The organism is Pseudomonas sp. BC42, from assembly GCF_021560055.1.
Classification (GTDB): domain Bacteria; phylum Pseudomonadota; class Gammaproteobacteria; order Pseudomonadales; family Pseudomonadaceae; genus Aquipseudomonas.
The window spans coordinates 213,414-239,299 of the sequence record NZ_CP091067.1; the positions used below are offsets into that span (position 1 = coordinate 213,414).

27 protein-coding genes are annotated in these 25,886 nt (G+C 63.2%); 16 read left to right on the top strand and 11 right to left on the bottom strand.

The window, feature by feature from the left end; genetic code table 11:
• Position 1 precedes the first annotated feature (1 nt).
• The gene (locus tag L1O02_RS00995) at positions 2-160 is read right to left on the bottom strand and encodes a lipoprotein (protein WP_082729310.1); all 159 of its coding nucleotides are present in this window, start codon (positions 158-160) and stop codon (positions 2-4) included.
• 239 nt (positions 161-399) lie between these two features.
• Here L1O02_RS00995 and cyaY point away from each other — a divergent pair, with 239 nt between their 5' ends.
• From cyaY to rnk, 3 genes are all read left to right on the top strand, one after another.
• A complete protein-coding gene (gene cyaY / locus L1O02_RS01000) occupies positions 400-732 on the top strand; it encodes an iron donor protein CyaY (RefSeq protein ID WP_060841683.1) in 333 nt (110 codons plus the stop codon).
• A gap of 4 nt (positions 733-736) precedes the next feature.
• Positions 737-970, top strand: coding sequence for a DUF1289 domain-containing protein (locus tag L1O02_RS01005; protein ID WP_016966946.1), 234 nt, complete (start codon positions 737-739; stop codon positions 968-970).
• Between the two features lie 142 nt (positions 971-1,112).
• On the top strand, positions 1,113-1,526 hold the full coding sequence (rnk, locus tag L1O02_RS01010) for a nucleoside diphosphate kinase regulator (RefSeq protein WP_011064182.1): 414 nt from the start codon (positions 1,113-1,115) through the stop codon (positions 1,524-1,526).
• A 6-nt stretch (positions 1,527-1,532) separates the two neighbouring features.
• Here the strand turns inward: rnk and L1O02_RS01015 are convergent, their stop codons facing one another.
• From L1O02_RS01015 to L1O02_RS01025, 3 genes are all read right to left on the bottom strand, one after another.
• Positions 1,533-4,379: a class I adenylate cyclase gene (locus L1O02_RS01015; protein ID WP_060841682.1), complete on the bottom strand. Its 2,847-nt coding sequence runs from the start codon at positions 4,377-4,379 to the stop codon at positions 1,533-1,535.
• A gap of 169 nt (positions 4,380-4,548) precedes the next feature.
• Complete coding sequence (locus L1O02_RS01020; RefSeq protein ID WP_016966944.1) at positions 4,549-4,794, bottom strand: TIGR02647 family protein; 246 nt, start codon at positions 4,792-4,794, stop codon at positions 4,549-4,551.
• Between the two features lie 193 nt (positions 4,795-4,987).
• The gene (locus L1O02_RS01025) at positions 4,988-5,272 is read right to left on the bottom strand and encodes a hypothetical protein (protein WP_060841681.1); all 285 of its coding nucleotides are present in this window, start codon (positions 5,270-5,272) and stop codon (positions 4,988-4,990) included.
• 125 nt (positions 5,273-5,397) lie between these two features.
• On the opposite strand from L1O02_RS01025, the gene L1O02_RS01030 reads away from it, so the two are divergent.
• The gene (locus L1O02_RS01030; RefSeq protein WP_060844949.1) at positions 5,398-6,057 is read left to right on the top strand and encodes a glutathione S-transferase; all 660 of its coding nucleotides are present in this window, start codon (positions 5,398-5,400) and stop codon (positions 6,055-6,057) included.
• Positions 6,058-6,121: 64 nt separating this feature from the next.
• Here the strand turns inward: L1O02_RS01030 and argH are convergent, their stop codons facing one another.
• Positions 6,122-7,516 (bottom strand): argininosuccinate lyase, encoded by a 1,395-nt coding sequence (argH, locus tag L1O02_RS01035; protein ID WP_060841679.1) that lies wholly within the window; start codon positions 7,514-7,516, stop codon positions 6,122-6,124.
• A 625-nt stretch (positions 7,517-8,141) separates the two neighbouring features.
• Here argH and L1O02_RS01040 point away from each other — a divergent pair.
• From L1O02_RS01040 to L1O02_RS01070, 7 genes are all read left to right on the top strand, one after another.
• Positions 8,142-8,888 (top strand): LytTR family DNA-binding domain-containing protein, encoded by a 747-nt coding sequence (locus tag L1O02_RS01040; RefSeq protein WP_060841678.1) that lies wholly within the window; start codon positions 8,142-8,144, stop codon positions 8,886-8,888.
• A gap of 126 nt (positions 8,889-9,014) precedes the next feature.
• The gene (hemC, locus tag L1O02_RS01045) at positions 9,015-9,956 is read left to right on the top strand and encodes a hydroxymethylbilane synthase (protein WP_108545019.1); all 942 of its coding nucleotides are present in this window, start codon (positions 9,015-9,017) and stop codon (positions 9,954-9,956) included.
• Entirely contained in the window at positions 9,953-10,720 is a 768-nt protein-coding gene (locus L1O02_RS01050) for a uroporphyrinogen-III synthase (protein WP_060844946.1), read from the top strand. The genes hemC and L1O02_RS01050 overlap by 4 nt, the downstream gene beginning before the upstream one ends.
• Before the next feature lie 16 nt (positions 10,721-10,736).
• Entirely contained in the window at positions 10,737-11,876 is a 1,140-nt protein-coding gene (locus L1O02_RS01055; protein ID WP_108545020.1) for a uroporphyrinogen-III C-methyltransferase, read from the top strand.
• Positions 11,873-13,111 carry a heme biosynthesis protein HemY gene (locus tag L1O02_RS01060; protein ID WP_060841674.1) on the top strand — a complete coding sequence of 413 codons (1,239 nt, stop codon included), beginning with the start codon at positions 11,873-11,875 and terminating at the stop codon, positions 13,109-13,111. The genes L1O02_RS01055 and L1O02_RS01060 overlap by 4 nt, the downstream gene beginning before the upstream one ends.
• Positions 13,112-13,277: 166 nt before the next feature.
• Positions 13,278-13,799 carry a disulfide bond formation protein B gene (locus tag L1O02_RS01065; protein ID WP_060841673.1) on the top strand — a complete coding sequence of 174 codons (522 nt, stop codon included), beginning with the start codon at positions 13,278-13,280 and terminating at the stop codon, positions 13,797-13,799.
• A 209-nt stretch (positions 13,800-14,008) separates the two neighbouring features.
• Positions 14,009-14,467 carry an Rsd/AlgQ family anti-sigma factor gene (locus tag L1O02_RS01070; protein ID WP_060841672.1) on the top strand — a complete coding sequence of 153 codons (459 nt, stop codon included), beginning with the start codon at positions 14,009-14,011 and terminating at the stop codon, positions 14,465-14,467.
• A 59-nt stretch (positions 14,468-14,526) separates the two neighbouring features.
• On the opposite strand, the gene L1O02_RS01075 is transcribed toward L1O02_RS01070, so the two are convergent.
• A complete protein-coding gene (locus L1O02_RS01075) occupies positions 14,527-15,192 on the bottom strand; it encodes an FKBP-type peptidyl-prolyl cis-trans isomerase (RefSeq protein WP_060844944.1) in 666 nt (221 codons plus the stop codon).
• 193 nt (positions 15,193-15,385) lie between these two features.
• Between L1O02_RS01075 and L1O02_RS01080 the strand changes: the two genes are divergently transcribed.
• Positions 15,386-16,450, top strand: a complete 1,065-nt coding sequence (locus tag L1O02_RS01080; RefSeq protein WP_108545021.1) for an AlgP family protein — start codon at positions 15,386-15,388, stop codon at positions 16,448-16,450.
• Here the strand turns inward: L1O02_RS01080 and L1O02_RS01085 are convergent.
• On the bottom strand, positions 16,447-16,911 hold the full coding sequence (locus L1O02_RS01085) for a TIGR02444 family protein (protein ID WP_108545022.1): 465 nt from the start codon (positions 16,909-16,911) through the stop codon (positions 16,447-16,449). The two genes, L1O02_RS01080 and L1O02_RS01085, sit on opposite strands and share 4 nt — an antisense overlap.
• Positions 16,912-16,961: 50 nt before the next feature.
• Here L1O02_RS01085 and L1O02_RS01090 point away from each other — a divergent pair, with 50 nt between their 5' ends.
• The 3 genes from L1O02_RS01090 (at position 16,962) to L1O02_RS01100 (ending at position 20,277) form a co-directional block, all read left to right on the top strand.
• Positions 16,962-18,872, top strand: a complete 1,911-nt coding sequence (locus tag L1O02_RS01090; protein WP_108545023.1) for an ATP-binding cassette domain-containing protein — start codon at positions 16,962-16,964, stop codon at positions 18,870-18,872.
• Positions 18,872-19,453 carry a mechanosensitive ion channel family protein gene (locus L1O02_RS01095; protein ID WP_025130900.1) on the top strand — a complete coding sequence of 194 codons (582 nt, stop codon included), beginning with the start codon at positions 18,872-18,874 and terminating at the stop codon, positions 19,451-19,453. The genes L1O02_RS01090 and L1O02_RS01095 overlap by 1 nt, the downstream gene beginning before the upstream one ends.
• Before the next feature lie 191 nt (positions 19,454-19,644).
• The gene (locus tag L1O02_RS01100) at positions 19,645-20,277 is read left to right on the top strand and encodes a LysE family transporter (RefSeq protein WP_060841668.1); all 633 of its coding nucleotides are present in this window, start codon (positions 19,645-19,647) and stop codon (positions 20,275-20,277) included.
• Between the two features lie 58 nt (positions 20,278-20,335).
• Here the strand turns inward: L1O02_RS01100 and L1O02_RS01105 are convergent, their stop codons facing one another.
• The 4 genes from L1O02_RS01105 to L1O02_RS01120 are packed head-to-tail and all read right to left on the bottom strand — an operon-like array spanning position 20,336 to position 23,581.
• The gene (locus tag L1O02_RS01105; RefSeq protein ID WP_060841667.1) at positions 20,336-21,079 is read right to left on the bottom strand and encodes a penicillin-binding protein activator LpoB; all 744 of its coding nucleotides are present in this window, start codon (positions 21,077-21,079) and stop codon (positions 20,336-20,338) included.
• 3 nt (positions 21,080-21,082) lie between these two features.
• Positions 21,083-21,670, bottom strand: a complete 588-nt coding sequence (gene lpoB / locus L1O02_RS01110) for a penicillin-binding protein activator LpoB (protein ID WP_060841666.1) — start codon at positions 21,668-21,670, stop codon at positions 21,083-21,085.
• Between the two features lie 33 nt (positions 21,671-21,703).
• Positions 21,704-22,075 carry a YcfL family protein gene (locus L1O02_RS01115; RefSeq protein ID WP_060841665.1) on the bottom strand — a complete coding sequence of 124 codons (372 nt, stop codon included), beginning with the start codon at positions 22,073-22,075 and terminating at the stop codon, positions 21,704-21,706.
• A gap of 12 nt (positions 22,076-22,087) precedes the next feature.
• The gene (locus L1O02_RS01120; RefSeq protein ID WP_108545024.1) at positions 22,088-23,581 is read right to left on the bottom strand and encodes a hypothetical protein; all 1,494 of its coding nucleotides are present in this window, start codon (positions 23,579-23,581) and stop codon (positions 22,088-22,090) included.
• 385 nt (positions 23,582-23,966) lie between these two features.
• Here L1O02_RS01120 and L1O02_RS01125 point away from each other — a divergent pair, with 385 nt between their 5' ends.
• Complete coding sequence (locus L1O02_RS01125; protein WP_108545025.1) at positions 23,967-25,865, top strand: cytochrome c/FTR1 family iron permease; 1,899 nt, start codon at positions 23,967-23,969, stop codon at positions 25,863-25,865.
• Positions 25,866-25,886 lie beyond the last annotated feature (21 nt).

Below are 25,886 nucleotides of genomic sequence, written 5' to 3' on the forward strand. Positions count from 1 at the left end.
CTTAGTAGGTGTCGTGCTTGTGCGACTTCGATTGCGACTTGGCCTGCTCTTCAGGGGATTTGCTGTCATCAGGCAGATACAGCGGGCCTTTCTGGCCACAGGCAGTAACAAGGCAGGCAACCGCGACGAGCGCAGCAAGGGAAGAGATCAGGCGCTTCATGGCGAAATCCTTGAGAATGCGTAAATTGCGCCCGAGTATACCGGCCACCCGGCAGCTTGCCTATGCAGCGTAACTCCCGTCCAGCGGGCCTTTGCCAGGCCCTGTTCAGGGGCTTTGGATGGCTGGCGGCGCAATGGACGTCGCATTTGTCCGCCTGTTCGGTATCCTTTGCATTCGCCGGGGAGCGCCCGTATCTTGCGGCGCTTGAGCGTGAGTAGACACTATTCGAGGTTCCCGCAATGAGTTTGACCGAAGCCCGTTTTCACGACCTGGTGGACGCTACCCAGCAGACGCTGGAGGATATTTTCGATGAGAGCGACCTGGACATCGACCTGGAAAGCTCGGCCGGTGTACTCACCGTCAAGTTCGACAACGGCAGCCAGGTGATCTTCAGCCGCCAGGAACCTCTGCGCCAACTGTGGCTGGCGGCCCGATCCGGTGGTTTCCACTTCGATTACGACGAGGAAAGCGAGCGCTGGATGTGCGACAAGAGCGAGGAGCAGTTGGGCGAGATGCTGGAGCGTATCGTCTTCGAACAGGCGGACATCAAGCTTGAGTTCGAAGGGCTCTGAGATCGTGACCGAGCCCGCTGCCGTGCGCCCGCCCAAGCCCCTCTACAGCAACGTCAGTCCGGCGGTGAGTTCGCCGTGCATCAGCCTGTGCCGTCTCGATGAGCAGAAGGTCTGTCGCGGTTGCTTTCGTCATGTCGAGGACATTCGCGAGTGGCGCTCGGCCGATGATCAGCGTCGGCGAGTGATCTGTGCCCAGGCGTTGCTGCGCAAGCAGAGCGTGGCCGCGGAGGGACTTTAGGTTCGTACTCGTACGGTTTGTTTATTCAGTGTGCTGTGATAGTGTCCGGCTTCGCCTCGCTACATCGAGGCCGGTGAGAACCCCGTCTTATTTGGCGGGGTTTTGCTTTTTTGTGCAGAAAAAATAGGAGTCAGCCAGGATCATGAGTACTGCACCATCCATCATCCTTACCCGCCTTGACGTGCAACGTCTGGAGCGTCTGATCGACAGCCTGGACGACTCGCTGCCAGGCGTCATCGCACTGCAAACCGAGTTGGATCGTGCCGAAACGCTGGTGGGTCACGATGAAGTTCCGGCCGGTGTCGTCACCATGAATTCGCGTGTGCACTGCCGTGAAGAAAGCAGCGGCAAGGACTATCACCTGACTCTGGTTTATCCACAGGACGCCAATGCCGACGAGGGCAAGATTTCGATCCTCGCGCCAGTGGGCAGTGCCTTGCTGGGCCTGCAGGTCGGTCAATACATCGACTGGCCGGCCCCGGGCGGCAAGACCCTGAAGCTGACGCTGCTGGAAGTGGAATACCAGCCGGAAGCCGCCGGCGACTACCACCTCTGATAGCGGCTAGACCTGCTCGAGCGCGTCATTCAGCGCGCGCTCCAGGCTGGCCTTGTAACGCAGGTAGAGAATGCTCGGACTCTGTCCATCACCGAGCAGGCCGGACAGGTCCAGGTCGGTGATGTAGCAGCGATAGCGCTGCGGTTCGCGGCGCTGGGCGACGATGTCCTGAGCCACTGCGCCAAACAGCTGATCGCCATATTCCAGCTCGGAAAACTCCCGTTGATTGCAGTACAGCGAGACTTGCACCTGACCCGGTGCGGCCTTGCCGATGATCGCCTGCACGTCATAAAAGGCCTTGTCGACCGGCGTCGGCGGTGCCGGCCGCGGCTCAACCCGGCGTGCCCGGCCGCTGCCCGAGGGCAATACCTGAAAGTAGAGTGTGTCCAAAGGTTTCTCGCCTGGGTTGCTGCTCATCGGCAACAGCGCATCGCGACGGTAGAGAATCGACTGCAGGAAACGCTGCAGTGGCACCAGCAGGCTGTGCTCGTCGTGATAGGGCAGGGTCTGCTGCCACAGGGCATTGTGCTCGTCGAGCAGATACAGCTCGGCCTGCTCGTCGACGATTCGGTAGAACACCTGGATGCAGCCCGGCTGGCCCATGGGCAGGATCAGCGCCAGGTCGTGATCTTCCAGGGCCATCGGGTCCAGGTGCAGGGGGCTGTAGCAGGCCTGTTCCTGGCCCAGGTATTCCAGCAGTGCGGCAGGATTGGCCATGGCCTGGTGCCGTACCTGGCCAGCCACCAGTTCCAGGACGTGATAGTGCTGCTGCACCTGGATCAGGTAGCGGTAGTTGAGCTGGCTGAGCAACAGGTGCTGCGCGGTTTCGAACAGCTCCTCTACCCGCCGGGCGATGAATTGCGCGCGGTTGTGGCAGAAGCAGCGGACCCTGAGGCGCGGCTGGGGCCCGGCAGGCAGGCTGTTCAGGTAATCGCGCAGGCAATCGAGCAGTGCATGCTCGGCGTCGTAGCGGTCGACCATGACCTCGTTCCAGCTATTGAGGGTGACCTGATCCAGGGTCAGCACCAGATTCTCCCGGACCCCGGCATAGCTCAGGGAGTCGGTGCGTTCGGTGGTCATGAGAATGTTCAGGTCGCGGTGATGCTTGAGGGGGTCGACTCCGACGTTCACCAGAATCAGTACTTCGCTGGGGACGCTGGCGTGCAGTAGCTGGTCTTCGTCCGCCGTGGCCAGTGGCAGGGCCACCGTCTGCTGCAGGCTGCCCAGCAGGTTGAACAGTTCGAACTCGCTCAGATCGCTGCTGCCAGGGTGCAAGGCCAGGCGCGTACTGCTGTCGATCACTCCGTTGCGATGACACCAGGTGAGCAGCTCCAGCAGTTCCCGGCTGCGCTTGATCGGGGCGAAATGTTCCCATTCCAGTGCGGTCAGGTTGCCGTTGTACAGGCCCCAGTAGGTTTGTCCCGGTTCTTTCTTGTTCGGCGACTGCACCAGGGTCAGGGTGTCTTCCGCGAGGTCCGGGGCGATGCCGGGATTGATGAACTCGATCTTCCCGGCCTTGCGTTCGAAGGCGGCGTACAGGCGTCGGCCCAGCACGTTCAAATCACGCTTGTTGATCAGGCTGGCGGCCTGTTCGGTGCGGGCGAACTGGGTCAGGAAGCGATAGCTGTAGTTGAGCTCGTTGACCAGGGCCCGGCGTTCGCTGCTGACCTGGCGCACCTTCCATTGGCTGCGGCTGTCCAGCAGGGCCAGCTGGCGCTGATCCCAGCCCCACTCGCTGGCCAGGCGCTCCAGCAGGGCCCGCTGCCAGTTCGGGCTGCGGGCGCCATTGCCATGGGTGAGCTTGCGATTGACCTTGAGGTACAGGCTGCGTCTGACCAGCTCCAGGCGTTCCGGCTCTCCCCGGGCCTTGAGGTACTCCTCGATGCGTCGGTAGACCACGATGTAGGGGTCGAGCTCGTCCAGGTCCAGGCGGTTGGCGAACACCGCCTGCTTGAAGCGCAGGCTCAGGCACTGGACCCTGGGATGCTCGCTGGCATAGACCTCGATCAGCAGCAGCTTGAGTACCGATTTGTAGGGAGACTCGATGCCCTTGAACAACTGCCAGAGTCCGGCCCCGATGAACTCGCCGGGCGGAATGCGTGCCATGTGGCCCAGGTCCAGATTCTCTTCGGCGGGTACGAAGCGCTTGGAGAGCAGGGTGTGGATGTAGCGCTCGTAGCGGGACTCCTCGTACACCGGCACCAGCCACCACAGCGGCGTGCGTCCGGCCAGCCAGATGGCGGTGCGGTAGAACTCGTCCAGCAGCAGATAATGCTGGGTGGTGCCGCAATCATCCGAGCTGAGCTGGGTGTCGCGTTCGCCGCGGACAAAGCGGCTGGGGTCGATCAGGAAGAAATGAGCTTCGGCGCCCTGGCTGGCAGCCCAGGCTTCCAGCAGCTGGCATTTCTTCTGCAGTTCGGCCAGCTCGGTTTCACTCAAGTCTGCGGCGTGGCAGACCCAGACATCCATATCGCTCTGGTCGGCCTGGGCCAGGGTGCCCAGGCTGCCCATGAGAAACAGCCCGTGAATCGGCCGCGGCGGGTTGCCATGGCGCGGCTTGTAGGAAAAGGATCGGGTCAGGCGCTGGGCTTCGGCCAGGGCCTGCGGATCGGGTTCATAGTTGGACAGCCCCGCCGGGGTAGCGCCGGAGACATAGCCGGGCAGCAGCGGGTGATTGACGTGAAAGAACAGCGGCAGCAGGTTGAGGACCAGTTGCTGGCGTGCCGACAACCCCTCCATGGCCCGAGCCAGGCGTCCTTGATTGACGGTAAGGAAGCGCGTGCGCAGTCGACTGAGAACCTTGCGATCGATTCCTTCATCCAGAACGGGACGGATTTCATGGGTATGGGGCATTTCAAGCGGAGCTCGAAGGTGACGGGGTTCGGAACGGCAGCAGTTTAGCGTCAGACAGGGCCGAGTCTTAAGCTCAATTTATTTTTTTGACGCCAGATTTCTAGCGTATTGGCGGGAGGGTGCCTACGGAATCCGACAGACGGGAACCCCGCAGGCCGAGGAACGATGTTCAGGCTGTTTCTTTGACGCTCAGGATGGTCAGCAGGCCTTGGGCGTGCTCGGCGGCGTCGCGGCCAAGACTGGTCAGGTAGCCTCCATCGGCTTGGGTAATCAGTTCTTTGTCGAACAGGCGTTGGGCAGCGGCAATGGCGGAAGGGGCAGCGGTCTGATGGATTTTCAGGCCTTCCTGGGAGTTGTCCAGATTGAAGAGTGCAAGGATTTCCAGTTCGGCAACCAACTCAGGGGTATACGACATAAGGACTCCAGACTTTCTAGGAATGAGAGGTCAGCGTTCCTAAGGTGACCGCAGAACGGCGGCGTGTCCAGCGTTCGCTGAGGACTTTTGTACCTGGGGGTGGCGGTGTTTGGCCGCAGGGTGCCTGCAGTGTAGTCGGGGCGGGAGCGCGGCGCCGGAGCGTTGCGGCGGGCAGCGCTCCGGTGCTGCGGGCTCAGGACTTCTCGGGCGGCAGTTGCGGCAGGGCGCGCAAGGCGGCTTCGTACCATTGGGTATCGAAGGCGCGGTCTTCCTCGAGAATCGCGTCGATCTCGATGGCCAGGACGTGAGCCATGAGATTGAGGATTTCTTCCCGTTCGTAACCCACCAGGGTCAGTTTGTTGAACGTGGCTTTGGCTGCCGGCGGGTTGTCACTTTCGATCTGGTTTTCGATCGCTTCGATCAGGGTGTTTTCGGCGAACTCTTCTTCGTCGTTGTCGATATCGGTTGGCTCGCTCATGGCAGGCTCCTCAAGGAAAGGTCGCCAGTTTACTCGTATTCAGGGTGGTGATGCTGCTGGCCAGAAGTGCATTGGGCTTCTATAAAAAATGCTGCCAACCCCCTGCACGGCCTGGAGGCTATGTGATGCTCAAGCTTTACGGTTTCTCTGTCAGCAACTACTACAACATGGTCAAGCTGGCGTTGCTGGAGAAAGGCCTGCCTTTCGAAGAGGTGCCTTTTTCCGGTGGCCAGACTCCTGAGGCATTGGCCATCAGTCCACGGGGCAAGGTTCCGGTGCTTGAGGTCGAGCAGGGGTACCTGAACGAAACCAGTGTGATTCTCGAATACCTGGAGCACACCCAACCAGGTCGGGCGCTGTTGCCCAGCGATCCATACCAGCGTGCCCAGGTGCTGGCGCTGGCCAGGGAGATCGAACTGTATATCGAGCTGCCGGCGCGGGCCTGTTACCCCGAGGCGTTCTTCGGTATGTCGGTGGCCCCGGCGATCCAGGAAAAGTCCAAGGCTGAGTTGCTGCTAGGGTTTGCCTCCCTGGCGCGGCACGGCAAATTTGCGCCTTATGTGGCCGGCGACAGCCTGAGTGTGGCGGATCTGTATTTTCTCTACAGCGTGACCCTGGCCCGGGCGGTCGGGCACAAGCTGTTCGGGGTGGACTTTCTGGAGGGGATGCCGGCGGCGAAAGCCTTGCTGGAGCGCCTGGAACAGTTGCCCAATGCCCAGCGAGTAGCAGCGGATAGAGAGGCGGCGATGCCGCAGTTCCTGGCCATGGTGGCGGCCAGGAAGTAGCGTCGCTCAAGGTGGCGCGGGTGACTGGTGAGCCTGCTGATGCAGCAGGCTCACCGGCGACGGCCTAGCGACTGGCCAGCAAGGCCTGTCCGCGAACCACGGCCGCCCGGACCTGGGCCGGTGCGGTGCCGCCGATGTGGTTACGGGCATTCACCGAACCTTCCAGGGTCAGCACGGCGAACACGTCCTGCTCGATCTGGTCGCTGAACTGGCGCAGTTCATCCAGGCTCATTTCTGCCAGGTCCTTGCCGGTTTCCACGCCGTACTTCACCGCGTGGCCGACGATTTCGTGGCAGTCGCGGAATGGCAGGCCACGGCGCACCAGGTAGTCCGCCAGGTCGGTGGCGGTGGAGAAACCGCGCAGTGCCGCTTCGCGCATGATGGCGTGCTTGGGCTTGATGGCCGGGATCATGTCGGCGAAGGCCCGCAGCGAGTCGCGCAGGGTGTCGGCGGCGTCGAACAGCGGTTCCTTGTCTTCCTGATTGTCCTTGTTGTAGGCCAGGGGCTGGCCCTTCATCAGGGTCAGCAGGCCCATCAGTGCGCCGAACACCCGGCCACTCTTGCCCCGCACCAGTTCCGGTACGTCGGGGTTTTTCTTTTGCGGCATGATCGAGCTGCCGGTGCAGAAGCGGTCCGGCAGATCGATGAACTGGAATTGCGCGCTGGTCCACAGCACCAGTTCTTCGGAGAAGCGCGACAGGTGCATCATTGCCACGCTGGCGGCGGCGCAGAATTCGATGGCGAAATCGCGGTCCGAAACGCTGTCCAGGGAGTTGCCGCCCACGGCTTCAAAGCCCAGTAGCTGGCAGGTCAGCTCGCGATCGATCGGATAGGTGGTGCCGGCCAGTGCGGCGCTGCCCAGGGGCATGCGGTTGGTGCGCTTGCGGCAGTCCACCAGGCGCTCGTAGTCACGGCTGAGCATTTCGAACCAGGCCAGCATGTGGTGGCCGAAGGTCACGGGCTGGGCGGTCTGCAGGTGGGTGAAGCCCGGCATGATGCTTTCGGCTTCGCGCTCGGCCAGCTCCAGCAGGCCTTTTTGCAGGCGGGTGATCTCGGCCAGGATCAGGTCGATCTCGTCCCGCAGCCACAGGCGGATGTCGGTGGCCACCTGATCGTTGCGGCTGCGACCGGTGTGCAGCTTCTTGCCGGTGATGCCGATGCGATCGGTGAGGCGCGCCTCGATGTTCATGTGCACGTCTTCAAGGTCCACGCGCCAGTCGAAGCTGCCGGCCTCGATCTCGCCCTGGATGGTCTTCAGGCCGTCGATGATGCTGTCGCGCTCGGCGTCGGTGAGCACGCCGACCTTGGCCAGCATGGTGGCGTGGGCGATGGAGCCCATGATGTCGTGGCGATACAGGCGCTGGTCGAAAGTGACAGAGGCGGTGAAGCGGGCGACGAAGGCGTCGACGGGTTCACTGAAGCGGCCGCCCCAGGACTGATTGGTCTTGTCAGTGCTCATGAATTCGCTCGTGATCTGCTGAAGGAAGATGGCGTGAAAAACAGGCGCCGATGATAACAGGGTTGCCTCGGCTGTCGCTGGCACTGGTCGGCAGCTTTTTTCTTCGGGGCGCCGCCGCATGGCTTGTCGCCGGTCATGAGGGCGCAGAGACTGGCACCGGGACAATCCGTGGCGCGTCAGGGGCAGGAAGCCTTGAGTGTGGAAGGTGATATCGATCAAACGATATTTGTCGATTGAGCAATATCGTCTTGGCAACCGTCTACAGTTGGACAGGAGGACCGGCACAATTGCGTAACACCCCCTCGCGTGTTCGCAGTGGGCCTGTCCATCGAGTTCACACCGCGCAGGTCCTGGCAATCCGCCCATGAAACGAGGTGGGTGCGGACAAGGTGGACGCCGACCACAGTCACGAGGGGGGCTTTGTGTTGAATACCAGCATTCCCTGCGGCACCGTCGCGCAGCCACCGACCTTGGGCGGTATCGGGCAGGTACGGGTAAATATTGGTGCCCGACTTGCGGCACTTTTTGGCCTTCGCACTAGTCTTAGCGTGGATCGCGGTGACGGACGTCACTCCACCTGTCTACGCTATCCTTGTGCGAGACTCACGCAGGAATCCAGCGCAATATGAATGTCCTGATCGTTGATGACGAACCCCAAGCCCGCGAGCGCCTGAGCCGGATGGTCAGTGAGCTTGAGGGGTACAGTGTCCTGGAGCCCAGCGCCACCAATGGCGAAGAGGCATTGAGCCTGATCGACAGCCTGAAGCCGGATATCGTTTTGCTCGATGTCCGCATGCCGGGTCTGGATGGGCTGCAGGTTGCCGGTAAATTGTGCGAACGCGAGACGCCTCCGGCTCTGGTGTTTTGTGCGGCTCCGGATGAATTCGCCCTTGAGGCCTTCAATGCCAGTGGCGTCTGCCATCTGGTCAAGCCCGTGCGCCCCGAGCTGTTGCTCGAAGCCTTGAAAGCGGCCGAAAAGCCCAACCGTGTGCAACTGGCGGCCCTGACTCGGCCGGCAGCGGAGAGCGGCAACGGTCCGCGTAGCCACATCAGCGCGCGAACCCGTAAGGGCATCGAACTGATTCCCCTGGCTCAGGTGGTGTATTTCATTGCCGACCACAAGTACGTGACCTTGCGTCACGAAAGTGGCGAAGTGCTTCTGGACGAACCCTTGAAGGCCCTGGAAGACGAATTCGGTGATCGCTTTGTGCGTATTCACCGCAATGCATTGGTGGCCCGCGAGCGGATCGAGCGCCTGCAACGAACGCCGCTGGGGCATTTCCAGCTGTACCTCAAGGGGCTCAATGGCGATGCCCTGATCGTCAGCCGGCGCCACGTAGCGGGCGTGCGCAAGATGATGCAACAGCTCTAGCGCGATCGTTTGCTCGCTTATCAAAGCAGGCCCGACGTCGGGAGGACGCTGCGTTTCTGATACAAGTCAAAGCTGCTTTGGCTGAGCTGTTATTATCTGCCGTATCTATTCAGTACGGATTGATCCATGTCCTCTCGCGAAATCCGCATCGCTACCCGCAAAAGTGCTCTGGCCTTGTGGCAGGCCGAATACGTCAAAGCCCGTCTGCAAGAGGCCCATCCGGGCCTTGTCGTGACCCTGGTGCCCATGGTCAGCCGCGGTGACAAACTGCTGGACTCGCCCCTGTCGAAAATTGGCGGCAAGGGGCTGTTCGTCAAGGAGCTGGAAACCGCACTGCTGGAGAACCAGGCCGACATCGCCGTGCACTCGATGAAGGACGTGCCCATGGACTTCCCCGAAGGTCTGGGCCTGTTCTGCATCTGTGAACGCGAAGATCCGCGCGACGCCTTTGTCTCCAATACCTACGAAAGCCTTGAACAGTTGCCGCCAGGCAGCGTCGTGGGTACCTCCAGCCTGCGCCGCCAGGCCCAGTTGCTGACCCGTCGCCCTGACCTGCAGATCCGTTTTCTGCGGGGCAACGTCAATACCCGGCTGGCCAAGCTGGACGCCGGCGAATACGACGCCATCATCCTGGCTGCAGCCGGTCTGATCCGTCTGGGATTCGAAGAGCGCATCAGCTCCTCCATCAGTGTCGACGATAGCCTGCCTGCCGGTGGCCAGGGCGCGGTCGGCATCGAATGTCGCAGTGCCGACACTGAAATCCACGCTCTGCTGGCCCCTCTGCATCATGCCGATACCGCCAGCCGGGTCACGGCCGAGCGCGCGCTGAACAAGCACCTCAACGGTGGTTGTCAGGTGCCGATCGCCTGTTACGCGGTGCTCGAAGGCGAACAGATCTGGCTGCGCGGCCTGGTGGGCGAGCCTAGCGGCGGCCTGCTGCTCAGCGCCGAAGCCCGTGGCCCTAGAGCATCTGCCAGCGAGCTGGGGGTGCAAGTGGCGGACGACCTGCTGGCCCAGGGCGCCGATGACATCCTGCGCGCGGTGTACGGCGAGGCGGAGCAAGAGTGACCGGCTGGCGCCTGCTGCTGACCCGGCCGAGCGAGGATTGTGCTGCACTGGCAGCGATCCTGGCCGACGCCCAGGTGTTCAGCAGCAGCCTGCCGTTGCTGGAGATTCAGGCCTTGCCCGTCACTGACGCGCAACGCGCAACCCTGCTTGAACTGGATCGTTACTGTGCGCTGATCGTGGTCAGCAAGCCGGCGGCCCATCTTGGCCTGAAACTGCTGCGCGCCTATTGGCCAGAGCCCCCGTCCCAGAGCTGGTTTACCGTGGGCGCCGGTACCGGGCAGATCCTTGCGGACGCCGGTTTGCAGGTGTTCTACCCACAGGCGGGGGATGACAGTGAAGCCTTGCTTGCCCTTCCCCAATTGCGCGAGGCTATCTGCCGGCCCGATCCCCGGGTGCTGATCGTGCGTGGCGAGGGTGGTCGTGAGCTGCTCTCTGAGCGCTTGCGCGACCTAGGTGCTAGTGTCGATTATCTGGAACTCTACCGCCGGTGCCTCCCGCGTTACGCCGAGGATGCGCTGTTGCGCAAGATTGCGGGGGAACGCTTGAACGGGCTGGTGGTCAGCAGTGGACAGGGTTTCAGCCATTTGCTGCAGCTGGCCGGAGCGGACTGGCCGCAGTTGGCGCGGATGCCGTTGTTTGTTCCAAGCCCCCGGGTCGCCGACATGGCGCGTGCCGCCGGGGCGGAAAAAGTTGTGGATTGTCGCGGCGCCAGTGCCGCGGCTTTGCTAACGGCGTTACGGGAGCAACCCGTGCCCGTTCTCTAACGCAAAGGATGGATACGTGAGCGAAACAGCCTTGCCTAAAGATGAAGTCCAGCCGGTGTCCGAAACACCTGCTGAGCCCACGACCCCAACCGTTGAGCGTCGTGGCAACGGGTTGGCGCTGCTGGCCCTGCTGCTGGGGGCGGCGGGTGTCGCGGCCGGTGGCTGGGGGATCTGGCAGGTGCGCAGCCTGCAAGCCAATCACCAGCAGCAACTGAGTCAGTTGCAGGCCCTGGGGGATCAGGCCCAGAGCTTCAAACTCAGTGAACAGCGCCTGAGTGCGCGCCTTGAGCAGTTGCCGCCCGCCGACGAGCTGGAAGACCGGCGGCGTCTCGTGGCCCAGCTGCAAGGTGATCAGCAGCGTCTGAGTCAGCGCCTGGAAACCGTGCTGGGGGCCAGCCGCAAGGACTGGCGCCTGGCCGAAGCCGAACACCTGTTGCGCCTGGCCAGTCTGCGTCTGTCCGCGCTGCAGGACATCAGCAGTGCCCAGGCCCTGGTCCAGGGCGCCGACGATATCCTGCGTGAGCAGAACGACCCGGGCTCTTTCGCTGCACGCGAGCAGTTGGCCAAGAGCCTGGCGGCCTTGCGCAGCACCGAGCAGCCGGATCGCACCGGTCTGTTCCTGCAGTTGGGCGCCCTGCGCGATCAAGTCCTGGAGCTGAGTGCGGTGGCACCGGAATTCAAGGACCGCGGCGAATCATTACTGGGGCTGACCGCCGACGGCGATGGCGCAAGCCGCTGGGCGCAGTGGTGGGATCAGATCTCCCGCTACTTCCGTATCGACTTCAATGCCGACAAGAACATCCGTCCGCTGCTGGCGGGGCAGGGCCTGACTCAGGTGCGCCTGGCCCTGAGTCTGGCGCTGGAACAGGCCCAGTGGGCGGCCTTGAATGGTCAGGCGCCGGTTTATACCCAGGCGCTGACCGAGGCCCGGGATGTGCTGGTCGGTAACTTCAATCAGGACAATCCGCAGAGCAAGATCATGCTCGAGCGCCTGTCCGAACTGAGCAAGCAGCCGGTGACCGTGGTCACTCCAGACCTGGCCAAGACCCTGAGCGCGGTCCAGGCCTATCTTGAGCGGCGCAACTTCAACGCTGAGGACTCCATCAAGCCTCTGGCCAAGCCTGCGGCGAACACCGCCCAGGAGACCAGCCCATGAAACGCGCCTACGTGATTGTGCTGTTGGTCATCGCCGCCATCGGCTTGCTGGGGCTGGCCATCGCCGAGCATCCCGGCTACGTGCTGATCGCCTACAGCAATTTCCGTTATGAATCGAGCTTGTGGGCGACCCTGGCCCTGGTGGCGCTGATCTGGCTGGTGATCTGGGGTATCAAGCTGTTGATCGAGCTGGTGATGGTTTCCGGTGGCGTGGTCAATCCCTGGTCGCGCCGCAACCGCAGTCGCCGGGTGCAGATCGCCATCGAGCAGGGCCAGATGGACCTGGCCGAAGGTCGCTGGGCCAGCGCGCAAAAGCACCTGCACCGTGCCGCCGAGGCCGAGCGCCAGCCGTTGCTGTACTACCTCGGTGCGGCCCGTGCCGCCAACGAGCAAGGGCACTACGAAGAGTGCGACCGGTTACTGGAGCGGGCGCTGACCCGGCAGCCCCAGGCGGAGTTGGCGGTGGCCTTGAGTCATGCTCAGTTGCAGACCGATCGGGGCGACACCGAAGGCGCCCTGAGCACCCTGCAAGCCATGCACGAGCGTCATCCGCACAGCGTTCAGGTGTTGCGTCAGTTGCAGCGTTTGCATCAGCAGCGTGGCGACTGGTCGGCGCTGATCCGCTTGCTGCCCGAATTGCGCAAGGACAAGGCGCTGCCGGCCAGCGAGTTGCAGGAGCTGGAACGTCGGGCCTGGGGCGAGAACCTGAGCCTGGCGGCGCGTCGTGAAGAGGATCAGGTGGCGGGCTTGCAGTCTCTCAATCGCGCCTGGCAACAACTGACCTCGGCGCAACGTCAGGAGCCGCAACTGGTGCTGGCCTACGCCGAGCAGTTGCGTCAGCTGGGGGCTGGTGCCGAAGCCGAAGAGGCGCTGCGTACCGCCATCAAGCGCAAATACGAAAGCCATCTGGCGCGGCTTTACGGCCTGGTGCGTGGTAGCGACCCGTCCCGTCAGTTGCAGACCGCCGAGCACTGGCTGAAGGAGCATGCTGACGATCCCGGTCTGCTGCTGACCCTGGGGCGCCTGTGCCTGCAGAACAGCCTGTGGGGCAAGGCCCGGGACTACCTGGAAAGCAGCCTGCGTCTGCAGCGCAATCCTGAAACCTGTGCCGAGCTGGCCCGGTTGCTGGCACAGTTGGGCGATACCGATCGCAGCAACCAACTGTTCCAGGAGGGCCTGGGCATGCTCGACGAGCGTCTGTTGGCCTCACCGTTGCCGGTTCCGGCGCGGGCCTGAAGCGCTGTCAGGGCCGGTTGCCTGTAATGGGCAACCGGCCTTTTTTTGCCCGGTTTGCAGAACTTGCTCGCTGACTCTCGTCGATCGACTGCGGCATAGCGCTTCTTGAAAGCCGCGAGCGCTTTCTCTACCGTGGCTGCCTGTTTCTTTGTGTTACGGATATCTCATGTCGCTGGCAGGCTCCCGCGTGCTGTTCTCCCTGGTGTTCCTGGCGGGGGCCTTGGCCTCATGGGCGGCATTCAACCTGCAAACCGGTGGCGGCCTTGAGTCCTGCCCGTTGTGGGGCGTGCAGCGCTTGTTGCTGCTGATGTTCGGCGGGGTCAACCTGCTGGCTGTGGTGCAAGGGCCGGGGCGTGTCGGGCGAGCGCTCTACTGGGGATTCAACCTGGTGCTGGGCCTGCTAGGGGTGATCACCGCCGGGCGTCATGTGCTGTTGCAGAACATTCCGTCCGAGCAACTCCTGGCCTGTCTGCCGGACATGCCTTTCATGCTGCGCCAGCTGTCCTGGTGGCAGGCGCTGCAGCTGACCTTCAGGGGCACCTCGGATTGCGCCGAGGTCACCTGGACGCTGTTGGACATGAGCCTGCCCGAATGGAGCCTGCTGTTTTTCCTGATCATGCTGATCTTCAGCGGTTATCGTCTGCTGTGCATGATGCGGGCTGCACGCAGGGTTGAGGCGTTGCCCTGAGTCAGTGTTTGGTGGCAGGCCGCGGATTAAACGCTTGTATGAACTTTATCTCCTGCGTACCTTGATGCTGTTGTCGAGCGGGCATAATCTGGCCCGCACCTGTCACCGGAATTATGTTGCTCGATGCTGTTGTGTCCGACCGGATCCAGAGTCTCCAACAAGGGGGGCGGCGGGCAGACGGCATGACCCATAAGGGAAGAGAGATCACCATGCTCGAAAGTTGTCAGAATGCTCAGGAACGCTGGGGTGGAGTGCATCTGCTGATCGATCGCTGGTTGCAGGAGCGTCACGAACTGGTTCGAGCCTATGATGCGCTGGGCGCCGAGCCGGAGGCGTTGAGCGAGAGCAAAAAGCCCCTGCAGGAGTTCTGCGGGATTCTGGTGGACTATGTTTCCGCCGGACATTTTGAAATCTACGAACAGCTGACCAGCGAAGCCAAGGCCTTTGGCGACAAGCGCGGTCTGGAACTGGCCGATACCCTCTATCCGCGTATCGACGTGATCACCGAAAAGCTCCTGGCGTTCAACGATCTGTGCGATGCGGGTCAGTGTGTGGCGCAGAAGTTCAAGGAACTGGGCGGCCTGTTGCACGAACGCTTCGAACTGGAAGATTGCCTGATCGAAGTGTTGCACAACGCCCACAAGCAGGACGCGGTCGCTCAGGCCTGAATACAGGTTCGAGCAGCAGAAATCGGCACGCCAAGGCGTGCCGTTTTTGTTTCTGCGACTCAGCCGGCAACGCCCAGCAATTCGATATCGAACACCAGCGGCGTGTAGGGCGCGATCAGGTCGCCGGCGCCTTCGGTGCCATAGGCCTGGTCCGAAGGAATCACCAGCCGCCATCTGGCACCGGTGGGCATCTGCGCCAGGGCGATGCGCCAGCCGGCAATCACGCTGTCCAGGCGAAACCATTGAGGCTGTTGTGTCTGATCGAACACGGTGCCGTCAGGCAGGCGCCCGGTGTAGCGCACCTGGACCGAACCGTTGGGGCTGGCCTTGTTGCCGCTGCCCGGTGCCAGCTCGGTCAGCAGGATGCCGTCAGCCAGCTGGCGCACGCCGGGCTTGGCTTTTTCCTGATCGAGAAAGCGTCGTTCGTTTTCCAGCGCCGTCTCGATCTGCGACCGCGCCGACTGTTCGCTGATCTGCGCTTCGTGCTGGGCCAGGAGCTGCTCGATGCGCTCGCTCTTGAGGGCCAGCGGCTTGCCTTGGTAGGCGGCTTTCAATCCCTCCACCAACGCCTGGATCTGCAGGTCGGGGACTTCGTCGCGCAGTCGTTCGCCGAGGCTCGCGCCCAGGCTGTAGGCAAGATCATGAGCGTCGTTGGGCGGTGCTTCGGCAGCAGCCTGCGCCAGGGGCAAGAACAGGCTCAAGGACAAAAACAGGTAACGCGACATGGGCACTCTCCGGCCTGAGTAGCGGTGGATTATGCCAGCGACAAAGGGCGGGTTGGTGAGCAACTTCGATGGCGGCGAAGAACATTTTCCGTCGGCTGCAACGCCGGGCTTTCGATACTGTCAACATGCCCTAGCGGCGGTAACAGCAGAGGTCTAGTATGAGCCGCAACTCACGTCAGCCAGGAGGTAAACCATGTCGGCCAATAAGAAGCCTGTAAATACTCCGTTGCATTTGCTCCAACAGTTGTCGGGCAGCTTGCTCGAACATTTGGAAAACGCTTGTTCCCAAGCCTTGGCTGATGCTGAAAAACTGCTCGCCAAGCTGGAAAAACAACGAGGCAAGGCACAGGAAAAACTGCACAAGTCGCGCACCAAATTGCAGGATGCCGCGGCGGCCGGCAAGGCCAAGGCACAAGCCAAGGCCAAGACCGCGGTCAAGGAACTCGAAGACCTGCTGGACGCATTGAAAGAACGCCAGGCCCAGACCCGCAGCTACATTCTGCAACTCAAGCGCGATGCCCAGGAAAGCCTGAAATTGGCTCAAGGTGTTGGTCGTGTGAAGGAAGCGGTTGCCAAGGCATTGAGCACTCGTGATGCCAAGCCGGACACCGTGGCGGCGAAGAAGCCGGCAGCCAAGCCTGCGACCAAGGCGCCGGCCAAATCCGCTGCCAAGCCAGCAGCCAAACCCGCTGCGAAAAAACCTGCTGCCGCCAGCGCCGCCAAACCTGCGGCGAGCAAGCCCGTAGCGGCTAAGCCTGCTGCTGCCAAACCGGTTGCCACCAAGACCGCTGCCGCCAAGCCAGCAGCCAAAACCGCCGCCAAGCCTGCTGCCAAACCCGTGGCCGCTAAACCAGCCGCCAAGCCAGCAGCCACCAAAACCGCTGCTGCCAAACCGGCAGCGAGCAAAACTGCCGCTAAACCTGCGGTAGCAAAAGCCCCGGCAAAAACTGCGGCCAAGCCTGCCAGCAAACCGGCAGCGGCGGCCAAGCCTGCGGCGGCATCGGCAGCGAAACCTGCGGCCAAGCCAGCAGCCAAGCCTGCAGCGAAACCAGCGGCAAAACCTGCCGCGAAAAAACCGGCGGTCGCCAAGCCAGCCGCCACCAAAACCGCCACTCCAGCGGCCAAGCCGGCTGCACCTGCGCCTGCTGCGGCCAAACCTGCTGCTCCGGCGCCCGCGGCGTCTTCAACTGCTCCGGCGAGCACCCCAGCCGCCGCGCCTGCACCGGCTGCTGCCGGCACTCCCTCCAGCGCTTCCTAAGCGCCGGTCACCGCGACGCGCAGCACCTGCAGCGCGTTGCGGTTGCGTTCGGCGGCTTCGGCCGCCAATCCCTCCAGCCAGTCGTCCAGGCTCTTTGCCTGAGAGTCCGGCCATGGCCGTACCCGCTCCTGCAAGCGCAACAGCAATTGCCGTTCGGCTTCCAGCTCCAGGGTCTTGACCTGTTCGCGCAAGGCGCTCAATTCACTGTCCTCGCGGGCCGCCTGGCGCCAGCCGGTGCGCAAGTCGCGCAAGGGTTGAATCACGTCGCGCTGCCAGGGCGCCGCCAGCGTCTGCAACTGCTGCAAACGCTGAGCGTCGCAACTGACGCCTCGCTGGCCCAGCCAGGCGCCACAGAGCAACAGGCAGACATTGGCGCCACTGTCCTGCAGTTGCAGGCAGGCCTCCTGCACGCCGGGAAGGGCATAGGTGCTAAGGGAAAAACTCCACAGGTCAGAGGACATAGTGCTACTCGCGCCAGTTGCGAACGAAGCTGGTAGACTCCGCCGCCATTATGATTCGACTTCAGAACCTGACTTTACAGCGTGGCCCGCAACGTCTGCTAGAAGACGCCGAGCTGACCCTGCACGCCGGCCAGAAAGCCGGCCTGATCGGTGCCAACGGCGCCGGCAAATCCAGCCTGTTCGCCCTGCTGCGCGGGGAGCTGCACCCGGATTCGGGTGACTGCTTCCTGCCCGCCGATTGGCGCATTGCCCACATGCGTCAGGAGGTCGATACCCTCGAGCGCCTGGCGGTGGACTATGTGCTCGACGGCGACCTGCGCCTGCGCCAGGTGCAACGCGACCTGGCCGCCGCGGAAGCGGCCCACGACGGCGCCGCGCAAGCACGTCTGCATGCCGAGCTGGACAGCGCCGACGGTTACACCGCCGACGCCCGGGCGCGCAAGCTGCTGGCCGGCCTGGGCTTCACCAACGAGCAGATGGACCGCCAGGTCGGCGACTTCTCCGGGGGCTGGCGGATGCGCCTGAACCTGGCCCAGGCGCTGATGTGTCCCTCGGACCTGTTGCTGCTCGACGAACCGACCAACCACTTGGACCTCGACGCCATCATCTGGCTCGAAGACTGGCTCAAGGGTTACCCCGGCACCTTGCTGCTGATCTCCCACGACCGGGATTTCCTCGATGCCGTGGTCGATCACGTCGCCCATGTCGATCAACGCAAGATCACCCTCTATCGCGGTGGCTACAGCGCCTTCGAGCGCGCCCGTGCCGAGCGGCTGGCCCAGCAACAGCAGGCCTACGAGAAGCAGCAGGCGCAGCGCGCGCACATGGAAAGCTACATCGCCCGCTTCAAGGCTCAGGCCACCAAGGCTCGTCAGGCCCAGAGCCGGATCAAGGCCCTGGAGCGCATGGAGGAGCTGTCGGCGGCCCACGTTGATTCGCCGTTCGACTTCACCTTCCGTGAGTCGACGAAGATTTCCAGCCCGCTGATCGACCTCTCCGATGCCCGTCTGGGGTATGGCGAGCGCACGATCCTGGAGAAGGTCAAGCTGCAGCTGACCCCGGGCGCGCGGATCGGTCTGCTGGGCCCCAACGGCGCCGGCAAGTCGACCCTGATCAAGAACCTCTCCGGCGAACTCCAGCCGTTGTCCGGACGCCTGACCCGGGGCGAGAACACCGTGGTCGGCTACTTTGCCCAGCATCAGCTCGACTCCCTGGATTCCAAGGCCAGCCCCTTGCTGCACTTGCAGCGCCTGGCCCCCACCGAGCGCGAGCAGACCCTGCGTGATTTCCTCGGCGGTTTCGACTTCCGGGGCGCCCGGATCGACGAGCCGGTGCTGAACTTCTCCGGCGGCGAAAAAGCCCGCCTGGCCCTGGCGCTGATCGCCTGGGAGCGGCCGAACCTGTTGCTGCTCGACGAACCCACCAACCACCTGGACCTGGAGATGCGCCTGGCCCTGACCATGGCCCTGCAAGAGTTCAGTGGCGCGGTATTGGTGGTGTCCCACGATCGCCATCTGCTCAAGAGCACCACGGACAACTTCTTCCTGGTGGCCGACGGCAAGGTCGAGGAGTTCGACGGCGACCTGGACGACTACACCCGTTGGCTGGTGGATTACCGCCAGCGCAATGCCCCGGTCAGCAACACCCCGGTCAACCCGGACAAGACCGACAAGAAGGCCCAGCGCCAGGCCGCCGCGGCGTTGCGTCAGCAACTGGCGCCACACAAGCGCGAGGCCGACAAGCTGGAAGCCGAGTTGGGCAAGGTGCATGAGCGCCTGGCCAGGATCGAGACCAGCCTGGGCGACAGCGGTCTGTACGAGGCTGTGCGCAAGGATGAGCTGCGGGATCTGTTGGCTGAACAAGCCAAGCTCAAGACCCGTGAGTCCGAGCTGGAAGAAGCCTGGATGGAGGCCCTGGAGCTGCTGGAAAGCATGCAGGCGGAGCTGGAGGCGCTCTCCTGATGGAAGCGCTGCAGTTGCCGTTGCCGGCGCAGTGGATCGGTCCGCTGTGGGTGGGTGTGCAGATCCTGCTGATTCTCCTGGCGGGCTACCTGGCCCAGCGCTTTGTCGCTCGCGGCCTGACCCGCCTGGGCGAGCGTTACCCGTTCCCGCCGCAGTTGCTGATGCCCCTGCGCGGTGGCTTGCGCTGGCTGATCATGGGCAGCGCGGTGATCTTCGTCCTGGAGCGCCTGGGGGTTTCCGCCACGGTGTTGTGGACCGCACTGTCCGGCTTCGTCGCCGTGGCGGCGGTGGCGTTCTTCGCCATGTGGAGCGTGCTCTCCAACCTGCTGTGCGCGATCCTGATCTTCACCGTCGGCCCGTTCCGCCTTGGCGACGTGGTGGAGCTGGTGGACACCGTCGACAAGCCTGGGGTCAAGGGCCGGGTGGTGGCGATCAACCTTTTGTACACCACCCTGATCGAGTCCGAAGAAGCCGGTACCGGCAGCGCCATGGTCCAGGTGCCCAACAGCCTGTTCTTCCAGCGCTCGGTACGTCGCTGGCGCGGCAGCGATGTGCTGCCGGTAGGAACTGGCGAAAAGTAGTCCCTTCCTCCGTAGCCGCTGCCGCAGGCTGCGAACGGCTGCGCAGCTATTGCCCCTGGTCCTGCGGACCTATCGCAGCCTGCGGCAGCGGCTACAGGGCCGTGAATCAGCTTTGGGCGAAAAAAATATAGTCAGCCGCGGGTCGGAGGATTAGCTTAGGCAGTCACGACCAATTCGATCCGAGGTGTGCAATGGTGCTTGAGACATGGCTGGCGTTCTTTGCCGCCAGTTGGGTAATCAGTCTTTCTCCGGGAGCCGGCGCGATTGCGTCGATGTCCTGCGGCCTGCAATACGGCTTCTGGCGCGGTTACTGGAACGCCCTGGGCCTGCAGCTGGGCCTGGCCATGCAGATTGCCATTGTCGCCGCCGGTGTCGGTGCCATCCTCGCGGCCTCGGCTACCGCCTTCTATGCCATCAAGTGGTTCGGTGTGGCCTACCTGGTGTACCTGGCGGTCAAGCAATGGCGTGCGCTGCCCAGCGATCTGAGCGATGACGCCGCGGTCCGTCCCATCGGCAAGCCCCTGGCCCTGATGTTCCGCGGCTTCCTGGTGAACATCAGCAACCCCAAGGCCCTGGTGTTCATGCTGGCGGTGCTGCCGCAGTTCATCGATCCCCATGCGCCCCTGGTCAAGCAGTACCTGATCCTCGGCGCCACCATGATCGTGGTCGACCTGATCGTCATGGCCGGCTACACCGGGCTGGCGTCCAAGGTCCTGCGCCTATTGCGCACCCCGGTCCAGCAGCGGCGCATGAACCGCACCTTCGCCGGCCTGTTCCTCGGTGCCGCGGGCTTTCTGGCGACCATCCGCAAAGCGGCGACCTAGGTTTTGCAGGAACAAAAAAAGGCGACCCAGCGGGTCGCCTTTTTCGTTTGCATACGGCTTAACGCAGGATCACGGGGGCAGTGTCCCGCGGCAGGTTGTTGCGCATCGGCGCCTGCCCCGGTTGCTCGTAGCCACCGCGACCCAACTGCTCGGCCATTTGCCGGGTGACGTCCTCGCCCAGGGCCTTGGAGACTTCACGCACCACCCGCGGACGGTTCAGCGAGACACGGATGTCCCGGCTGTTCACCAGCTTGGTGTCCTGGCCTTCGCCCATGGCGGTGAACGCCGAGGTGATCTCGAAGGTGCGGGTGTTGATCAGGCTGAAATCCGCCACCAGGGTCAGGCCCAGCACCGCCGAGTAGCTGTCGGTATTGGCCAGCTCGTTGATGTCCTGGGTGAAGTCGATGTCCGACACGGTGCCGAACAGCACGTAGTCGGCACCCTTGAAGTTGCCGGCCTTGATGCGCTTGATGATGTCGTAGACGTTGGTCTTGGACGCGTCGGTGTGGGGCGAGCCCTGCACCAGCTGGAACATCCCGGACTTGAGGATCCCGCCCTTGATATCACCGGTGAACTTGCGCAGTTCGCCTTCCTCGATGTAGCTGGTGCTCGATTCCAGTTCGTTGTAGCTGGCCGAGCCGCTGGAGCTGTAGTAGCCCTCGCGGTAGCTCTGCTGGGCCGAGACCACGTGAATGTATTCCTGCACACGTTCCTGGTAGGCCAGGTCCATGACTGCGACTTTCGGGGCCGCCTGCGCGCTGAACGCACAGGCCAGGGCCAGGATGCCAATCCATGCACGCATTGCTTAGCGCTCCGTGGTCTTGCGGATCTCTTTCTCGTCCATCCACTCGGCCAGACCGCTCTCGACGTCGATCAGTTGCAGGCTGAATTTGTAGAAGACGTCCTTGTAGTCGCTGCTGCGCTTGACGATGGAGCTGATGGAGCCCTCAAGACGGTACTTGGCGGCGACCATGTTGCCGGTCTTGGCCACGGTGGACTTCTTGTACAGGCCGCTCTGGTTCTGCAGCTTGAGCTGGTCGACCTGGCTCTGCATCGCGGTGTTGTCGCTGGCGAAGCGGGCGGTGCCGGATTTCATCAGCTGGGTCTTGATCGAGGTGGTGATCTCGCGGGTATCGATGTACTCGCTGGTCTTGTTCTTCACGTCGTAGACCTGCACCACCGGGCGGCCCTGGAGGATGCCGGACTGGGCCAGGGAGCGGGTCATGGATTCGGCGATCATCTGCAGGTCGGTGGAACCGAACTCGTTGGTCACCAGCTCCACGGCCTTGCTGTCGCCGTAGCTGATGTTCTTGCCGCCCAGGACGGGGGAGTTGTTGGCGCAGCCGCTGGCCAGCAGGGCGACCACGGCGAGGAAGGAAAAGCGTGCAAACATGGAAGTGCTCTCTTGATCGGGTTCAGGGACGGCTTATTGGGTTTTGACTTCCAGGCGGAAGTCGGTGGCCTTGGGCACCGGCGCAATGGCCGGCAGGAAGGTGGCCTGGGCCGCGTACAGGTTGAAGACTTTCCAGCTTTCTTCGTCGGCCACCGGGAAGCCGTCGTCGCCTAGCCAGACGAAGCGGTAGTACATCGTCATGTTGGTGTGGCTGGTGTTGTTCAGCGCCACCTTGACCGTCAGGAAGCCGTTTTCACGGGCGACCCGCATCGCGCCGATGGCGATGTTGTTGAACTTGTTCATCACCACCACCTTGCTCGCGGCACTGCCGGGGGCGGGAGGAGGCGGGGTGGCGCAACCGGCCAGTAGGGCCAGTGCGGCGACAGCGAGAAGTTTCAAGCGCATGGGGGGCTCCGCTTAAGGACGTTGGTTGCTGGCCATGTTCTGGCCGGCGTTGTTCGGGATCACTTGTGCGGCCAGACCGCTGCTGAATACCTGGTTGCCGACGACCCGCAGGGCGATGACCTGGTAGCGCTGGTCCACTTTGACCTGCACCTGGGTGCCGCCCTGGGCGTTGGCCAGGTTCAGGCGGTGTTCGCCCCGCTTCAGGCGCAGGCGGGCCACTTGGGTGTTGTCCGGCAGGGTGCGCCAGGTGCGGGTGTCGGCACCTTCGGTCACCGCTGAAGCCAGGCCCACGGCCAGGCCGGCCAGCGGGTTGACCTCATTGAGGTTCTTCTGCGCCACGCCACGGGTCACGGCGCGCACGGTGGTGCGCAGGATGATCCCCGGCATGTCGTCGCGCAGGGCGCGGCGGGACATGGCGGTGGTGCTGTTGAGCAGGGTCAGGTTCTGCGGCTGGCCGTCGATGCCGATCTGGGCGAGGGTCTGGGTCGAGTTGTCGGGCTTGATCACCGGGAACGACAGCGGGGTGATCACCAGATTGCCGTTGATCGGCAGCGGCAGGGGAATGCGCACCGAATCCCGGGCCGGGGCCAGGCCGCTTTGCACCACGATCAGTACGTCGCTTTCATCTTCAGCCAGGGCTGGCACCGCCGGCGCCTTGGCGGGGGCCTTGGCCGCAGCCTTGCGCTTGGACTTGGTCGAAGACTTGCTCGGGGTCTCGACTTTGACCGGCTCCACCGGGGCGTCCAGGTTCAGCAGGGCCTGTTCCAGCAGGGGCGTGTTGGGGCGCAGTTCGGCGGCCTTGCGGTAGCCGGGCGCGGCCAGGTCCTTCTCGCCCAGGGCTTCGTAGACGAAGCCGGCCAGGTAGTGGCTGAAGGCGCTCTGGTAGCTGTTTTTCAGGTTGACCACGTCCGGCGCGTCGAGGGCCTCCACCGGATAGCCCTTGAGGTCCTTGTACTCGGTCTTGACCCCTTGCTTCTCGGCTTCGTCCTCGCGCTTGAGGTATTCCTTGTCGCGCAGTTCGGCGATCACCGCTTCGCGTTCGTGGGTCTTCTTGATCGCCATGCGGGCGCCGTCGAAGTCATTGCCGGCCAGCAGGTTCATGGCCATCTGGGTGGTCAGCATGACTTTTTCATAGTCATAGCCTTCGTAGCGGCGGACCTTGTCGTTGACCAGGAAGCTGCCGAACTGGGCCAGGTACTTGTCGGTATCGAGCTTGACCGAGTCTTCCCAGCTGGCCACCACCTGATCGGCATGGCCCCAGGCGGCCTGGCTGCCATTGAGGTCGCCCTTGGCCCGCAGCAACTCACCCTTTTCGAAGTAGTAGAGCAGGTCCTTGTCTTCGCCCTTGTTGTTCTTTTCCAGCAGGATCAGGGCGGCATCGAGGTTGCCGGCGCGCAGTTGCTGGTTGGTTTCCTGGAGCTCGTTGTCGTAGCTGCGGAAGGCCGAACAGCCTGCAAGCAGAGTGACTGCGCCAAGCGCAATCGAAGTGAGGGCGCGGGATGCCATGGGTACTTCTTCTTCCCTGAATGAGACAGCCGGGCGTGCGGGTCGGGCTGGACGAACCCACTGGCAGGAGCGCTGGCTACCATGCCAATTCCTCATAAAAAGAGGAGCTTAAATGCCATCTCGCGATAACGAGGGCGCGGCATTATAAACGTGGTTCCGGGTGATGTAATGGCTTTTTAAGGTCAGATTGATATGTAGTTGGCCACTATGTGAGCGGCTGCGCATTGATGGCTCAAGACGTTTTGCAGTGGGGTGTTTGGCGCAGGGCTGGGAGCCAGGAGGCACAGTCGATCAGCGGAAGTGTTTCAACAGACGGATAAGCCTTGAGTGAAACTCACTGGGAGTGAACAATATGTTACTTCGTATTTCCATTTGAGATTCGTTCATGACTGGCCCTTCCCGTTTACTGGCCTTGCTGGTGCTGCCGGTACTCGCGCTCTGCAGCTTCAACCTGCTGGCCGAGACTGTCGATGGCGCGCCCAAGGCTCTGCATTTGCTGGATTACATCGGCGCCGATTACCCGCCCACGGTTGAAGCCGGCAAGGTCGTCGACGAGTCCGAATACCGCGAGCAGGTGGAGTTTCTCGGGGTCTTGCAGGGGCTGATCGTCGAGCTGCCGGCCAAGCCGGAGAAGGCCGAGCTGGAGCAGGGCATCGCCAGCCTGCGCAAGGCGGTGGACGAGCGTGTCGAAGGCAGCCAGGTGGCACGTCTGGCGCGGCAGATGGGGGCCAAGCTGGCGGTGGCCTATGAGGTCAGCCAGGCGCCGGTGATCACCCCGGATCCGAGCCGCGGTGCGCCGCTGTATGCCCAGCATTGCTCGGTGTGCCACGGCGAGAAAGGCGCCGGCGATGGTCCGGCCGGCGTCGGCATGACCCCGCCGCCGGCCAACCTGCGGGATGCCGAGCGTCTTGATCGCCTGAGCCTGTACGCGGTCTACAACACCCTGGGGCTGGGGGTCGAAGGCACGGACATGCCGGCCTTCGCCGATCAGCTGGATGACCGTCAACGTTGGGATCTGGCCACCTACATTGCCGGGTTCAGCGCCGACCCGGCGGCGGCCAAGGGCGAGCAGGGCTTCAACCTGGCCGATCTGGCCCGGCAGACGCCCGCTGAAGTGCTGGCCGCCCAAGGCCCGCAGGCAGCCGCCACCTTCCGCGCCCAGCGGGCCCAGCCGCCTCAGGTCAAGCGTGGTCCGGGGCAGTTGCTCGACTACACCGCATCGACCCTGGACAAGAGTCTCGCGGCCTATCGCAACGGCGATCATGAACAGGCCTATGACCTGTCGGTAGCGGCGTACCTGGAAGGTTTCGAGCTGGTGGAAAGCTCCCTGGACAACGTCGATGCCACGGTGCGCAAGGACACGGAAAAAGCCCTGATGGCCTACCGTCAGTCGTTGCAGGACGGTTTGCCGGTGGCTCAGGCCGAGCAGCGCCTGGATGCGGCCAAGGCCAAGCTCAAGGAGTCGGCCGGGCTTTTGGGCGGCGACAGCCTGAGTTGGTCGCTGAGCTTTATCTCCGGTTTGCTGATCCTGCTGCGCGAAGGCCTGGAAGCGATCCTGGTGCTGGCGGCGATCCTTGCCTTCCTGCGCAACACCGGCCAGCAATCGGCGGTGCGCAGTGTCAACGTTGGCTGGGGCCTGGCGCTGCTGGCGGGCTTGGGCACCTGGGCTCTGGCGGCTTATGTGATCGACGTCAGCGGTTCCCAGCGCGAGCTGCTGGAAGGCGCTACCGCGCTGTTCGCCAGCGTCATGGTGCTGTGGCTCGGGGTGTGGATGCACGACCGCCGGCATGCGGCGGCCTGGCAGGACTACATCAAGAGCAGCCTGGTGGGCGGTGGCGGGCGTTTCGGCTTTGCCGTCCTGGCGTTCTTCTCGGTGTATCGCGAGCTGTTCGAGGTGATCCTGTTCTACGAAACCCTGTGGCTGCAGGCGGGACCTGCGGGGCACAACGCGGTACTGGCTGGCGGCGCCACCGCCCTGGTGCTGCTGGTGGGCCTGGCCTGGGTGATCCTGCGGGGTTCGGCCAAGCTGCCGCTGGCGCTGTTCTTCGGCATCAACGCGGCGCTGCTCTGCGCCTTGTCGGTGGTGTTCGCCGGGCACGGGGTCAAGGCCTTGCAGGAAGCCGGTATCTTCGGCACCCGGCCGGTGCCGTTCTTCGACTTCGATTGGCTGGGGATCCATGCCGACGCCTACTCGCTGGGAGCCCAGGTGGTGGCGATACTGGCGATCGTGGTGCTTTATAGTCGCAGTCGCCTGAGTGAGAAGCGGCGTTTGCAGGCTTCTTGACGCTGCGCGGTTGATCGCGGG

What these genes read in the sequence shown, in the direction of transcription:
- L1O02_RS01020 (WP_016966944.1), bottom strand. Translation starts at nt 4,794, where the DNA reads ATGTCGTATACCCCTGAGTTGGTTGCCGAACTGGAAATCCTTGCACTC.
- L1O02_RS01125 (WP_108545025.1), top strand. Translation starts at nt 23,967, where the DNA reads ATGACTGGCCCTTCCCGTTTACTGGCCTTGCTGGTGCTGCCGGTACTC.
- L1O02_RS01115 (WP_060841665.1), bottom strand. Translation starts at nt 22,075, where the DNA reads ATGCGCTTGAAACTTCTCGCTGTCGCCGCACTGGCCCTACTGGCCGGT.
- L1O02_RS01085 (WP_108545022.1), bottom strand. Translation starts at nt 16,911, where the DNA reads ATGTCCTCTGACCTGTGGAGTTTTTCCCTTAGCACCTATGCCCTTCCC.
- hemC (WP_108545019.1), top strand. Translation starts at nt 9,015, where the DNA reads ATGTCCTCTCGCGAAATCCGCATCGCTACCCGCAAAAGTGCTCTGGCC.
- L1O02_RS01075 (WP_060844944.1), bottom strand. Translation starts at nt 15,192, where the DNA reads ATGTCGCGTTACCTGTTTTTGTCCTTGAGCCTGTTCTTGCCCCTGGCG.
- L1O02_RS01030 (WP_060844949.1), top strand. Translation starts at nt 5,398, where the DNA reads ATGCTCAAGCTTTACGGTTTCTCTGTCAGCAACTACTACAACATGGTC.
- lpoB (WP_060841666.1), bottom strand. Translation starts at nt 21,670, where the DNA reads ATGTTTGCACGCTTTTCCTTCCTCGCCGTGGTCGCCCTGCTGGCCAGC.
- L1O02_RS01025 (WP_060841681.1), bottom strand. Translation starts at nt 5,272, where the DNA reads ATGAGCGAGCCAACCGATATCGACAACGACGAAGAAGAGTTCGCCGAA.
- argH (WP_060841679.1), bottom strand. Translation starts at nt 7,516, where the DNA reads ATGAGCACTGACAAGACCAATCAGTCCTGGGGCGGCCGCTTCAGTGAA.
- L1O02_RS01080 (WP_108545021.1), top strand. Translation starts at nt 15,386, where the DNA reads ATGTCGGCCAATAAGAAGCCTGTAAATACTCCGTTGCATTTGCTCCAA.
- L1O02_RS01040 (WP_060841678.1), top strand. Translation starts at nt 8,142, where the DNA reads ATGAATGTCCTGATCGTTGATGACGAACCCCAAGCCCGCGAGCGCCTG.
- cyaY (WP_060841683.1), top strand. Translation starts at nt 400, where the DNA reads ATGAGTTTGACCGAAGCCCGTTTTCACGACCTGGTGGACGCTACCCAG.
- L1O02_RS01065 (WP_060841673.1), top strand. Translation starts at nt 13,278, where the DNA reads ATGTCGCTGGCAGGCTCCCGCGTGCTGTTCTCCCTGGTGTTCCTGGCG.
- L1O02_RS01090 (WP_108545023.1), top strand. Translation starts at nt 16,962, where the DNA reads ATGATTCGACTTCAGAACCTGACTTTACAGCGTGGCCCGCAACGTCTG.
- L1O02_RS00995 (WP_082729310.1), bottom strand. Translation starts at nt 160, where the DNA reads ATGAAGCGCCTGATCTCTTCCCTTGCTGCGCTCGTCGCGGTTGCCTGC.
- L1O02_RS01015 (WP_060841682.1), bottom strand. Translation starts at nt 4,379, where the DNA reads ATGCCCCATACCCATGAAATCCGTCCCGTTCTGGATGAAGGAATCGAT.
- rnk (WP_011064182.1), top strand. Translation starts at nt 1,113, where the DNA reads ATGAGTACTGCACCATCCATCATCCTTACCCGCCTTGACGTGCAACGT.
- L1O02_RS01060 (WP_060841674.1), top strand. Translation starts at nt 11,873, where the DNA reads ATGAAACGCGCCTACGTGATTGTGCTGTTGGTCATCGCCGCCATCGGC.
- L1O02_RS01070 (WP_060841672.1), top strand. Translation starts at nt 14,009, where the DNA reads ATGCTCGAAAGTTGTCAGAATGCTCAGGAACGCTGGGGTGGAGTGCAT.
- L1O02_RS01120 (WP_108545024.1), bottom strand. Translation starts at nt 23,581, where the DNA reads ATGGCATCCCGCGCCCTCACTTCGATTGCGCTTGGCGCAGTCACTCTG.
- L1O02_RS01100 (WP_060841668.1), top strand. Translation starts at nt 19,645, where the DNA reads ATGGTGCTTGAGACATGGCTGGCGTTCTTTGCCGCCAGTTGGGTAATC.
- L1O02_RS01095 (WP_025130900.1), top strand. Translation starts at nt 18,872, where the DNA reads ATGGAAGCGCTGCAGTTGCCGTTGCCGGCGCAGTGGATCGGTCCGCTG.
- L1O02_RS01105 (WP_060841667.1), bottom strand. Translation starts at nt 21,079, where the DNA reads ATGCGTGCATGGATTGGCATCCTGGCCCTGGCCTGTGCGTTCAGCGCG.